The 13,149-nt window shown below is 66.4% G+C and carries 8 protein-coding genes; 2 read left to right on the top strand and 6 right to left on the bottom strand.

What is annotated here, in order from left to right:
- Positions 1–160: 160 nt before the first annotated feature.
- Complete coding sequence (locus ACIBG0_RS01155) at positions 161–1,027, bottom strand: alpha/beta fold hydrolase (protein WP_397028109.1); 867 nt, start codon at positions 1,025–1,027, stop codon at positions 161–163.
- Positions 1,024–2,025 carry a VOC family protein gene (locus ACIBG0_RS01150; RefSeq protein WP_397028107.1) on the bottom strand — a complete coding sequence of 334 codons (1,002 nt, stop codon included), beginning with the start codon at positions 2,023–2,025 and terminating at the stop codon, positions 1,024–1,026. The genes ACIBG0_RS01155 and ACIBG0_RS01150 overlap by 4 nt, the downstream gene beginning before the upstream one ends.
- 252 nt (positions 2,026–2,277) lie before the next feature.
- On the opposite strand from ACIBG0_RS01150, the gene ACIBG0_RS01145 reads away from it, so the two are divergent.
- A complete protein-coding gene (locus ACIBG0_RS01145) occupies positions 2,278–3,879 on the top strand; it encodes an FAD-dependent oxidoreductase (RefSeq protein WP_397028106.1) in 1,602 nt (533 codons plus the stop codon).
- Positions 3,880–4,136: 257 nt separating this feature from the next.
- Positions 4,137–5,030, top strand: coding sequence for an IclR family transcriptional regulator (locus tag ACIBG0_RS01140; protein WP_397028105.1), 894 nt, complete (start codon positions 4,137–4,139; stop codon positions 5,028–5,030).
- A gap of 49 nt (positions 5,031–5,079) precedes the next feature.
- Here the strand turns inward: ACIBG0_RS01140 and ACIBG0_RS01135 are convergent, their stop codons facing one another.
- From ACIBG0_RS01135 to ACIBG0_RS01120, 4 genes are all read right to left on the bottom strand, one after another.
- Positions 5,080–5,586 carry a DoxX family protein gene (locus ACIBG0_RS01135; RefSeq protein WP_397028104.1) on the bottom strand — a complete coding sequence of 169 codons (507 nt, stop codon included), beginning with the start codon at positions 5,584–5,586 and terminating at the stop codon, positions 5,080–5,082.
- Positions 5,587–6,038: 452 nt separating this feature from the next.
- The gene (locus ACIBG0_RS01130) at positions 6,039–9,482 is read right to left on the bottom strand and encodes a protein kinase (protein ID WP_397028102.1); all 3,444 of its coding nucleotides are present in this window, start codon (positions 9,480–9,482) and stop codon (positions 6,039–6,041) included.
- Between the two features lie 386 nt (positions 9,483–9,868).
- On the bottom strand, positions 9,869–11,254 hold the full coding sequence (locus ACIBG0_RS01125; RefSeq protein WP_397028101.1) for an amidohydrolase family protein: 1,386 nt from the start codon (positions 11,252–11,254) through the stop codon (positions 9,869–9,871).
- Between the two features lie 19 nt (positions 11,255–11,273).
- Complete coding sequence (locus ACIBG0_RS01120; RefSeq protein WP_397028099.1) at positions 11,274–13,148, bottom strand: CoA transferase; 1,875 nt, start codon at positions 13,146–13,148, stop codon at positions 11,274–11,276.
- Position 13,149 lies beyond the last annotated feature (1 nt).

Raw genomic sequence — 13,149 nt, 5'->3', positions numbered from 1 at the left:
CACACCTCCTACTTACTGGGAAACTACAGGTGCCGCCGCGACGGCCACCGAAAGTGCCGATCTGGCGCGGGGATTCGCTCATTGTGATTCCTTGGTCCATTCGGTCACCACGGACTTTCCGCTCACTGGAAAGACGCATGGTGCACCGGAGTCGGACGGACTATGCGGCCGACGGTTTGCGGGTGAGGAATTCGATCGCCACCCGCTCGAAATCGGACTTGCGCTCGATCTGCGCCCAATGCCCGCAGCGGGCGAAGGTGTGCAGTTCGACATCGGGCAGCCAGCGGTTCGCGAAGTGTGCCTGGTCGTAGGGCAGCATCCGGTCGTCGCGGCCCCACAGCATCAGCGTCGGAGTCGTGACGGTGGCAGCCTTGGTCCACAACGGCGTATACGTCTGACGCAGCTTCGGACCGAACATCGAACCGAAGATCGCCTTCATCCGGTCGATCACGCCCTCGGCGGTGGCATTGCGCATGCGTTCGTCGACGAGTTCGTCGGTGATCAGCGCGGGGTTGAACACCATCGCCTTGATCCAGGCGATCATGCGGTCGCGGGTGGGATCGCCGAGGAATTCGAACAGTCGCTGAAAGCCCTCGCTCGGGTCGGCCTGGAAGATGCCGACCGAAAGTCCGCCGGAGCCCATGATGGCCATCCGGCGCACCCGTTCGGGATGCAGGGCGGCCAATTCCGCCACCACCACCCCGCCCATGGAGTTGCCGATGAACACCGCGGACTCGATGCCAAGGTGATCCATCAGCCGCGCGATCCACTTCGCGGCGACCACCGGGTAGATCTCATCGAGTTCGGGCAGCGCGCTACCGCCGAAGCCGGGCAGATCGGGCGCGATCACTCGGAACTGTTCGCCGAAGACGGGCAGATTGTGCTGGAAGTTCGACCAGGCACTGACCCCGGGCCCCGAACCGTGCAACAGGATCAGCGGCTCACCCTCGCCCACCTCGTGGTATGCGAACTCGAGCCCTTCGACGTCCTTCTTCACCAGGGTCGAGTCATAGGTAAGCGCCGTCACGGCTTCAGTCCGGCCGATGGTGTGGTGGACAGGAATGCGCCGCCCGGGCCCACGTCGAGCGCCTCTCCGTACCACGTCTGGCCGTACTGCAGCTCCGGAATCTTCCACTCGATCGCTTGCCAGTCCGGATCGAAGATGTGATATCCGCCGGAGTAGAGCTCGATGCGGTGGCCGGAGCCCGGATCGTGAATGTAGAGGTACATGGCCTGACCGATGCCGTGCTTGCCCGGACCATGCCCGTAATCGATGTCGAGATCACGGATCTCGTCCGCCGCCCGCAGAATGTCGTGGTAATTCTCGATATTGAAGGCGATATGGTGGAACGCGCCGTTCTTCTCCTCACCGTTCACGCCGATCGCGATGTCGTGCACCTGGGGTGTAACCGACAGCCACGACGCCATCAGTGTCTCCGGGAACTGCGGAATCATGGCGAACTCACGGCGCTTGAATCCGAGCGCGTTCTGCAGCCATGCCTCGGCGCCATTGACCGTGCTGGGGCTGCACTGCACATTCAGGTGGTCGAGGCGGCGAACGCCGAAGCCACGACGGCGCGAGCTGTTGCTCGGCAGCTTCGAGCGCAGCGACTCAGGCGCGATCGGCTTGTCGATGTCGTAGTAGAGCTCGAACGGATGCTCACTGCCCGGCACCAAGAACCGGATCGCCTCGCCCCGGCCGGTTTCGTGACCGGCGGGCAGCACGACCGTCTCGATCTCCTGCTGCTCGAGCTGCTTGTGGAACAGCTCGACATCCTGCTTGCGCTGGACCCGGAAGCTGTAGGTGTTCACCCGGGCCTCGGCCTGCTGGGTCAACACGAGCGAGTGGTGCACGAGCTCCTGGTAACCGCGCAGGTAGGCCACACCATCGGCCTGCGCGACGACCTCCATGCCGAGCAGGTCGCGGAAGAACCCCAGCGAACGCTCCAGGTCCGGCGTGCCGAGATTGATGCCACCGGCATGGGCGATCTGCGGGCCGGGATCGTAGTCGTGGGAAAGAGTCATGCAAGCTCTCCTTGAAATCGATTGACGGCCAGGAACGCTAATTCGTGTGGCGCGCGCCACCAGGAGAATTTCCGCCCACCGGGAGCCGCGCGGTCGCCCTGGTCGGAGGGGGCACTGCTTCCGCACAGCGGAAACCGATCCCGGCCCGATTGCCACAGCCCCCACACTCGGGAGGTCCACGCCCCGGGTGACCCAGGTCACTGGGCGGGGGCGATGGCAGGAGATTCGCGGTCCGGAAGCAAGGAGACAGTTATGCCCGCTGACGAGGAAACCTACGACGTCGTGGTCGTCGGGTCCGGAGGAGGGCTGGTCGGCGCCTACGCCGCCGCATCTCGTGGCCTGCGCACACTCGTCATCGAGAAGACCGACCGCTTCGGCGGCACAACCGCCTATTCCGGTGCGGGACTGTGGTTTCCGGGCAGTGCCCCACTGCGCCGCGCGGGCGTCGACAACGATGTCGAAACGGTGCGCGGCTACCTCCGCGCGATCGTCGACGACCCGTCCCGCGAAGCCAGGCAGGATGCCTATCTGCACACCGGGCCGATACTGATCGACGAACTCGAGCAGAACCCGCAGTTCGGGTCCTTCTTCTACCAGCCCGTGCCCGACTACTTCGCGGAGAAGCCGGGCGCGACGGCCGCGGGCAACACCATCTTCCCGGCCGAGATCGAGGCCGCCGAGCTCGGTGATCTCGCGCCGCTGATCCGCGACCAGCTGCCCATCGAGATCTGGGGCGGAGAGCCGGCATCCGTGCTCACCGGCGGCCGCGCCCTCATAGCGCGAACGCTGAAGGCGTTCCTGGAGACCGGGAATGGCTCCTACAAGCTCGAGACCGCGCTCGAGAGCCTGATCGTCGAGGGCGACCGAGTGGTCGGCGTGGAAGCGGTCAGCAAGGGCGAGCGGGTTCGCATTCGCGCTACCCGCGGTGTCATCCTCGCCGCCGGCGGATTCGAGCGCAATCGCGAGCTGCGCGAGAAGCACAAGGTCGCCCCCTACCACGGTGACTGGTCCGATGGCGCTCCTGGGAACACCGGCGACGCGCTGCAGGCTGCCGTCGCGATCGGAGCGGCCACCGAGTTGCTGGACCAAGCGTGGTACATCCCCGGTCTCGTGCAACCCGGGGGACGACCGGTCTTCCACACCGGTAGCCGCAGCGGCATCTGGGTCAATAGCGCGGGCGAGCGCTTCATGAACGAACTGCTGCCCTACGACCGGGCCGGGCGCGAGATGCTGCGCCTGCACAAAGAGACCGGCGTCGCGCACACTCCGTGCCACTGGATCTTCGATCAGCGCCACATCGACCGGGACAGCTTCGGTGGCGACCCGGCCGCGCCGCCCCGCCCGGAGTGGTTCGAATCGGGTGCGCTGCGCAAGGCCGACACCATCGAGGAGTTGGCCGATCTCATCGCCGTGCCCGCCGAGAACCTCCGTAAGTCGATCGAGGAGTTCAATTCCTATGCCGACAAGGGGGTCGACGAGAAGTTCCACCGTGGCGAGACCGCCTGGGACCAGATGACCCAGTACGTCATCGGGTTCCCCGCCGGACCCGTGATGAACTACGTGCAGCCCCTCGACAACGGCTACCCGAACCCGCTCGTCGCGCCGATCGACACTCCGCCCTACTACACCGCCACCATCGCACTCGCCGACATCGGCACCAAGGGTGGTCTGAAGACCGACGAGCACGCTCGCGTGCTGCGCGAGGACGGCGAGCCGATCGCGGGCCTGTACGCGAGCGGTAACACGATGGCCGCCATGTCCGGCCGGGTGTACCCGGGCGCCGGGACACCGGTCGGGTCGTCTCTCGTCTTCTCCTACCTCGCGGCACTCGACCTCGCGGGCGCCGCCGAATGACCGGCTCGATACCCGAGATTGCTTGAGCACGAGCAATAGTCAGTAGCCTGAGGCTCGGCCGGAAGCACCCATTTCCGGCTGAGCCCAGGAGCGCCCGGCTGCGAGTAACAGCCGGGAGGCAGAACGGTATCCTCTTTGTTCCAAAAAGTTCTCTGTACCGATCTGTATAAATTTCGGCGATTTCCGCCGATCCGGCGCCTTCGCGTGTTTAGACTGGCCGCTGAAGTACGAGTCCGGCCAAGTTAGGAGGCGCTGAGATGACCTCGATGTTGAGGATCAGTGAAGCTGCCGACGCCGCAGAGCAGTCTGCGTTATCCCCCTCGCTCGTGGAACGCATGACACTGATCATGGAATCGTTCGGGGGCGCCCAGACGCGCCTCACGCTCGAGGAGGTCAGCGGCCGGACCAACATACCCCGGTCCTCGACCCACCGCATCCTGAAACACCTCGTTCAACTGCGCTGGCTCGAGCGCGACGGCAGGGAGTACGGCCTCGGATCCCTCGCATTGGGTCTCGGTGGCAGAGAAGACGGCCACAACGCATTGCGCGCCGCGGCATTCCCACTGCTGCACGCGCTGGCGGTGCGCACCGAAATGGTCGTGCACCTGGCCGTATTGGATGGCACCGAGGTCTACTATCTGGATAAGTTCGGCGGCCGGGCCGCGGTCGAGATTCCGTCCCGGGTCGGTGGCCGCGCCCCCGCGCACTGCACGGCCATCGGCAAAAGCATGCTCGCCTGGTTATCACCCGAGCGGGTCGACAAACAATTCAAGGGCGCGATCCAGCGGCGAACCGCCCGAAGCATCAGCGATATCGGTATCCTGCACCAGGAATTGAGCCGGATCCGGGCGCGCAACGGCCTGGCCTTCGAGCGCGGCGAATGTTATTCGCATATCGCCTGTGTCGGTGCGGCGGTGCGCGGTCCGGACGGGCCGATCGGCGCGATATCCATCGTCTGCGACGCCCAGGCAGCACTCGAACGACTGGCGCCATTGGTCGCCAATTCCGCGCATGCGATCTCCGAGAAGTTGTTCGGCGTCACGCCGCAGCCGGACCGACCACGTCATATACCGCCCACACCACGGATCGCCCTGCCCAGCGAAGCGCTCGGCGAGCTGGTCGCCATGGGTGAGCGCGGCGCGTGGTTCTGAGCTAGTGAACAGCCCCGCACCACGATCGGCGCGGGGGCATCGAATTCCCTTATTCTGCTTGCCTTTTCGGCCGCCAACTCACGGCGAGCAGAATCGCCGCGCCGCCGACGCCACCGATTACCGCGACGGCCAGTCCGAGACCACCGTCGAGCGTCGTATCGATGCCGAGCGCGCTATCGAGCGAGGCCTTGCCCGGCCCGATGGCCGCGATACAACCGGCTACCACAGCGAGCATCAGCACATACTCGTAGCCATCCTTGAATACGAAGAAGCCGTTCTTCCGATGCGCGATGACCGCGGCCACCGCCATACTGCCGACGACGAACGCCGCAGCGGGCGCGGTGAGCAGCCCGACCGCGAAGGCGATTCCGGCCGCCAACTCCCCGGCACCGCTCAATATCGCGTGCACCCGGGGCGGCCGCAGTCCCATCGAGGCGAACCAGCCCGCCGTACCGGCCACACCACCCGGGCCGAACAGGTGGTTATAGCCGTGCGCGGCCATGGTCAGCCCGACCACCAGCCGGAGTGCCAGGATCGCGGCATCGATCATCGTCATGCGAAAAGAGACTCCTTATTGTCGGGATCCGGCTAAGATGTCCACAGCCGGGCACAGGGCAGCGGAAGCAGCCCCTCGTCGAGCTCGGTATCAATATCGACGTCCACGCCCAATCCCCGCACGGCCGCAGCGAAACACTCGGCGGCCTCCCGCGCCGCGCGATACTGCAGCGTGGGGTGCCCGTGAAAACGCACTCGGATGCGGCAATCGTCACCACACGGGCGAGACCGGCGCAGCGAAATCGGGTGCCATTCGGGCTGGCATACGAGCGCCGTCGGTGAATTGTGTCGAGCCATTGTCGTGTCCTCGCCGTGCAACACATCGATGTGTCCACTCCTCGCAGCGCGATGACCGACGAATGAGTGACAGCCATATTCAGTACACTCAATATAGCCTCCACTGCCGACCCGAGACAGGCCAGTGTGATCCACGCCATAAATGATTTCCGAGGGCTACTGCCGACCGGTACCGGCGGGCAGCAACTGCGTCAGAAATGTCAGCGGCGTCCGGCGCAGCGCGGGATCGGTACCGATGAGCGCGACGACGGCGGGCTCGATGGCAGTTCCGGCATCAGCCGCCAACCGCGGCAGGCCGAGTTCGGCGCATTGCGCCAATACCGGATCCAGCACGGCGACAGCCTCTTCCACACGATCCGCGCTCGCCAGGCAGCACGCCAACAGCAGTCGCGCCTCCAAGAGCGCACGCGGGCGGCGCTGATGTTCGAGGCCACGCACCAACCGCTCGGCCAGCACAGTGGCGGTCTCGATGCTTCCGGCCGAGCGATCCGCCAATAGCAGCCGGATCGCCGAATCCCACTGGATTTCCGAGGTCAGGATGGTGATCCCGTCGCCTTCGGCGCGGTAGGGCTCCAGTCGCTCGAGTGCGGCGACCTCGTCCGCGGCGATGGGCAGGCCCATGCGGATCCGTTCGTTGACAATGCGCGCGGCCAACCGGGGCAGCGCGAGATTGTGCGCCATCTTCGCCCCCTCGGCGAGCCGCTCCCGCGCCGCTGCGAGATCGCCGCGCAGTGCCGCGATTCGCGCGCCGACGCCATAGGTCGCCGACATGAATTCGACGGCACCACCTTCGGGCCCCGCCTTGACGCTCTCGTCGAGTAGCTCCTTGGCCTCGTCGATGTCGCCCCGCCAATAACACAGCGCACCGAGCAAGGCGCCCGTCATGCGCGTGATGTAGGAATAGCGGCCGGTCTCCAGCGCCAGCGCCCGAGCGGTTTCCAGATGCGCCTGCGCCGCCGCGATATCGAGTTGTTCGAAGGCAGCCACACCGGTCAAGCCGTAGCTGTGCAGCAAGCCGGTCGGTCCCTTGACCCGGGCCCGATGCGGCGCCACCCACCGCTGCCACCGGTACACCTCGTCGAAGTCGAACCGATAGAGGGCGGCCGCCGATCCAACGCCCGCCGCGATGGTCGCGATGAAAGGGTTGACCTCCGTCTCGAGCCGATGCGCGACGAGCTCCGGCATTTCCGCGACTCGGTCGGAGGTGAGTCGGCACGCGGCACGCGCCAGCGCGGCCTCGACATGGAGATCGGTGATGTCGTCCGCATCCGGCTGACCGGCACCCAGCACCGCGTCGGCCCGATCCAACGCCGCCTCGGCAGGCACCGGCCGCTGCAGCGAGATATTCGCCCATGCCACGAACAGTTGTAGACGCGCACTCGATACCGCGACCGCGGTCGGCAGTTTCGCGACCAGCCCGAGCAGCGTGGCCGTGCGGGCACTCTCGAGCAGTTCCGTCGCGCGATCCTCGATCAATCGCAGCGCACCCACCGAATCATGAGCGGCCAGTGCATGATCCACCGCCTCGTTCAACATCGCGTGCTCGGCGAACCAGTCGGCCGCGATGCGATGCAGCCGCAGGCATCGGTCGGGATCCTGTACGGCGAGCCTGCGACGCAGGAAGTCGCCGAACATACGGTGATAGCGGAACCACTCGAATTCGCCGCCGATATTGTCCGGGAAGTCGACACTGCGCAGGAACAGATCTCGGGCCTTGACCTGCTGCAAGAGCTGCGCAGCCGCAGGGCCCGACAGTGCTTCGGCCAGTCCGGCACAGATTTTTTCGGTGATCGAGGTCGCCAGCAGAAAGTCGAGCAGCTCCGGATCCAGCGTATCGAGCACGTTTTCTACGAGGTATTCGCCGATCGCCTGATGTCGGCCCGAGAGTTGATCGATGAATCCGGCGGGGTCACGACTACCGCGCAGCGACAGCGAGGCGAGTTGTAGTGCCGCGATCCAACCTTCGGTCGAGTCGAGCAATTCGGCGACCTGCGATCGGTCCAGCCTCAGGCTATTGATGTCGAGCAAGAACGCCGCCGACTCGGCCTCGTCGAATCGCAGGTCGTCGGAATCTATTTCGACCAGTTCGTCGCCGACCCGCATCCGGCTGAGCGGCAATCCCGCCCGCGTTCGGCCGGTGACGATCACCCGCAGGTGATGGCATCCGTTATCCAGCAGGAATTCCATGGCGGCGCGGGTACCGGCATCGGTGACGAGGTTCCAGTCATCGATGACGACGGCGATCGGCGCACCGCTGTCGTGCACTTCATCGATGAGCGATGCCAGCACGTAGCGAGTGGCATCGCTGGAACGCTCCTCCAGCATTGTGACCAGCCCGCCGGCCAGATCCGGGCGCGCTCGGCGAATCGCCTCGACCAAGTGGGCGAGGAACCAGACGACATTGTTGTCGTCGTGGTCGATCGTCAACCAGCCGACCGACATCCCTTGTGCGGTGAGCACATCGCGCCACTGCGCGGCCAGCGTGCTCTTGCCGAAGCCCGGCGGCGCGTGGATGAGCAGTAGTCGACGATTGCCGCCCTCCCGCAGTTTGCGCAGCAGCCGCGGCCGGTCCACCAGGGGACGGGCCGAGGTCGGCGGGCGATATTTGGTCGACGGGACCGGCGGTGGCGCCGTGGTGCGCGGGCCGGTCCCGCGCTGTGCGGGAACCATTATCGGACCGGACCGCGGCTGCTGCGCGTCCGCGGGCACCGCCATGGCGTCCACATCGAGCCCACTATGGCGTTGGACATCGCGCAGCAGATATCCGAATTCGACTGCCGTACGCGGTCTTCGATCCGGATCGGTGGCCATCGCCGCTTCGATCGCGGCGCGGAGTTCGGCGGGAACATCGACTTCGCCCAGGTCTGGCCCGGGAGTCGAGGTGACTCGGACGAAATGCGCGAGCACGGCCTCACCAGTGCGGCGTTCGACGGCCGCGTGCCCGGTTAGCAGGGTGAACAAAGTGGCGCCGAGGCTGTAGATGTCGGCAACCGCGCTCGGCGGCGTACCCCGCAGCACCTCGGGTGCGATGAATGCCGGTGTGCCGGTGATGCGTCCGTCGGAGGTTTCGAATCCACCGCCGATATGCGCGATGCCGAAGTCCGCCAGTTGCGGCTCTCCGTAGTCGGTCACCAGAATGTTCGCGGGCTTCACATCACGGTGCAATGTGCCCGCCGCATGCGCCGCGGCCAGCGCCCCGGCGATCTTCACCCCGATCGACAGCAACTCCTGCCACGGCAGCGGGCCCGTCGCGCGCAAACGCGCATCCAGCGAACCGCGCGAATGGAACGGCATGACGATGAACGGGCTGCCGTCGGCCGTCACATCGACCTGGTGGACCGCAACGATATTGGGGTGTCCCGAGAGTCGGCCGAGCGCGTGCTGCTCGCGGACGAAGCGCTCGCGTTCGTCACCGGTGATCTCCGATGTCAGCACCTTGACCGCGACGGTGCGATCGAGCGAGCGCTCCAGACACCGGTAGACGACCCCGAAACCCCCTCGGCCGATCTCCTCGGCATCCTCGAATCCGGCGGCGGTCAGTTCCGCGACGATCCCGAACTGGATATCGCGCTGAGTGCGGTCGTTCTCGGAATCGGACATGGCGAATCGGCTAATCGACCGGCGTCGATGTGTGCGAACCCCCGAAGCCGCAATGTCGGAACATACGATCACCTCTCGAGGCTGAACTGCCGACCCCGACCTGCCGATCATAGTCGTGGAAGCCGAGCTCGGGTCAGGTTGGCGAGGCTGTCTCGGGATTACGGAAAGCGGTTACCGACGCGAAGACCGGGCATACTCGAGGTCATCCCGCTCACCGGGATCCAACCGAGCCCGCTGGTGGGCATCGCTATCTATCGTTCGATATTCGTCACAAACTGACGAATATCGGATTGAAGGGCGTGCGGAACAGGGCACTGCGCCCGAGTCCGACTTGGGATCGCTGACGCACTGGTCGAAGAGGTCACTATCGACGGTATGTGCGGCGTCTACTGGCCCGAATACACCAGCTCACCGGCCACGATGGTCGCCGAGACGAGCTCCGCATCGAGGTGGTGTGCGGCCTGATCCGGCGGCACCGACAGCAATGTCAGGTCAGCGACCGCGCCTGGTGTGATCCGGCGCGGTGTCGCCGGGGTGTCGGGTGCGCCGAAGAACAGTGACAGCGCTGCGGGCAGCGACACTCCTTCCGCGGCACGGAATTCCGGCGGGCGATGTACCGCGGCACGCAGTACCGACCACGGATCGGGCGCACCGAATGGCGCATCGGATCCTGCTGCGACCCCTACCCCGGCATCGAGCAGCGAACGCAGACGCCAGAGATCCGGCAGGTCCTCGGCGGGCACCTCGGCGCGGTACTGCTCGGCTCGTTCGACCACGAAATGTGGTTGGGTGACGACCGAAATATCCTGTCCGCGTAGCCAATCCAAGGATTCGCGCGGGATAATCGCGCCGTGTTCGATCCGGTCCCCCGCGCGCACACCGACCGAATCCAGTGCGGCCATGGTCAAGATGAACTGCACCCGCGTGACGCAGTGCACCGCGACTGACCGGCCTGCCGCATGAATCGCGCGCAGCCGGTCGGCGAATTCATCGAAGGCAGGCAGATCGACATCATCGAGCACGATCTTGGTTGGGCCCAACGTGAAACGTGCGCCGTCGGGCTCGGACACTTCGGGAGGAGCCATGCAGTGCACGCGCTGGACGATCCGCCCGGCGTCGACCGTCTCGGCCAATTGGTCGATATCGGCCTGTGCGAGTCCTGGAGTCGCGTCGGTGAATCCGGTGATGCCCATTGCCGCCGCGGCCACGCTGACGGCGGCCAGATCCGTTGTGCGCGAGTCGATTCGTTCCCCTAGCCAGGAGTCCAGCCGGCGCAATCGCCCGGTCGGCCGACCGGTCTCGTCGCGTTCCACACCCGGTGCGTCATTGCTGTCCAGACCGACCAGGTCGCACGCCATCGAGTTGAGCTGCCACAGCACACCTGTGCGGTGCTGTACGCGCACCGGACGGTGCGGGACTATCCGGTCCAGCACCGCACGGTCGAGGGGTCCGGCTACCGACTCGTGGTATCCGGTGCCGCGAATCCACTTGCCAGGCCGCAGATTTCGATCTATCTCCCGTAGTCGCGCCGCAAGCTCCATTGCGGTGCGCACCTGCGGCGGGCCCAGTGGAACGGATTCGTAGGTCGCCGCGAGTGAACGCAGGTGGATGTGGTGGTCGTGCAGTCCGGGCAGCAACCAACCACCGGCTGCGTTGATCTCGTCCTCACCCGGCAGGCGAACCAATCCGGTTGCGCATTCGACGATGACACCGCCGCGAGTGCGCACGTCCATCCGACCGGAACCGAATACCTCGGCGTCACGAATCAGCATGGGGAACAATGTATTTCGTTCATGTCCCGCCACCAAGAGGCGGTACCCGCGGACGCAGCACCCGTTGCGAACGACCGTATCGCGGGCACTCGACAATCCAATCCGCGCCATCGGCACGCACTCGATGCGGTCCATGGGCGAGTGCTGGGGCTGCGGCGAAGGCGGCGGCGGTGGCCCGCATGGACAGATCGATCAGCTGTCCCCCGCCACCCAGAACAGCGCAGCACACCGCAAGGGCGGCACAGATTCCGGTAAGTGGATCAGCGATGGCGTCGCCGCAGAACACCGGCTCAGCCCCATCCCAGCCGACCAGCCCGCCCGCCACCGCCGCGTCATCGCCGAATGCCACCCGCATCGGCTCGGCGCGACCATATCCGGTCGAGCTCAGCCAGACCTGCCCGTCGCGATGCACGCGATTCCCGGGAGCCAGCCCCAGTTGTGCCAGCGCCCGCGGCCGGGATGCCTCGATCACCACATCCGCGGTCGACACCAGCTCGCGCAGCATTTCCCGCCCTTCCGGCGCATGGAAGTCGAGGGCGATCTGTTCGTGCCCGCCGTGGAGCCAATCGAAGAAGCGCGGATCACCACGACGTGCGCCATCCGGTCGTCGGGTGCTCTCCACCTTGATCACCCGCGCCCCAGCGCGCCCGAGCAGGTGCGCACACAGCGGCCCAGCCCACATCGAGGACAGGTCCACAACCACCGCCCCGTTCAGCCGTGCTCCGACGACTGGTTCGGCGATCCGACTTGTCCGCCAAGGGCATTGGGGACCAGCCGTCTCGGACGATGTGGCCGATGGTCCCACGACACGGCGTACCGCGTCATCGGGCAAATCCGGGGCAGACGGAGCGTCGGCAGGCGGCGCAGCGGCGCGCCGCAGGGCGGCAGGGCGCGCATCAACAGAGCGCCCGGCGGCCACAGCAGGGTCCGCAGCAGCAGGGGGCGCATCGGCACGGCCCGCAGCACCAAGGGGCACGTCAGGACGCGACGCGGCCGTGGCAGGGTATGCGTCGGCACGGCGCGCGTCAGCAGGGCACCCGGCGTCAGACAGCGCCGCAGCATGGCCCGTAGCGGCAGAGGCCGCGTCGGCATTCGACGCGGCGGCAGGGTGGGCGTCAGCGGAACGCGCGTCAGCAGGGCGTCCAGCATCAGACAGCGCACCAGCAGGGTCCGCAGCGGCAGGCACCCCGGCGGCGGGCGGGGCAGCGGACGCATCGGCATGCAGCGCAGCGGCAGGATGCGCGACGGGGGCCAGCGCACCAGCAGGGTCCGCAGCAGCAGGCGGGGCGGCGGCAGGCGCATCGTCGCGGAGCGCAGCGGCAGGAGAGGCTGCGGAGGCCAGTGGACCAGCGGGGTAACCGGCGGCGGGGTACGAGTCGATGGGTAGCGCGGCGGCGGGAACGCCGAGTAGCTGTGCTCGGTCGGCGAGGTCGGTTGCGGTCCACTCACGGGCAGCTGTGGTGAGTGTTTCCCAGGGATCGTCGGACATCGAATCCACGCCCAGGATCGCGGGTATCGAGTCGATATCGTCTTGGCGGCTCAAGGTGATCGCGCACCAGCCGTCCGAGGTTCGCAGTAAGCGACCGGCGCCGCCCGCTGTTCGCTGACCGCCGCGGCGGAGGTTCAGGAATGCGGCTCGGCCGGTCAGGAGCAGTCCTGGGTCGGCTCGGACTTCGGAGCCGAGCTGTGCGGTGATTCGTGCCAGTGCCTCGGTGGTTTCGAGGAGCAGTCCGTATGCCGCGGCGGGCGAGAGGACGGGGGCGCGGTCGGGGTGTCCGGTCAGGTCCATGACGCCGGATGCGGCCCAGGCGAGCGCCGCGCATTCCGGCTGCGTTTCGAGCGGGCGCGACAGAACATCGGACGGGCACAGCGAGTGCACCCAATCCCGCAGCACC

Origin of the sequence: Nocardia sp. NPDC050630 (genome assembly GCF_044457245.1) — a bacterium.
In the GTDB taxonomy this organism is placed as follows: Bacteria; Actinomycetota; Actinomycetes; order Mycobacteriales; family Mycobacteriaceae; genus Nocardia.
The sequence above is the reverse complement of the archived record's forward strand: the minus strand, read 5'-3'. Positions and strand labels throughout refer to the sequence as shown.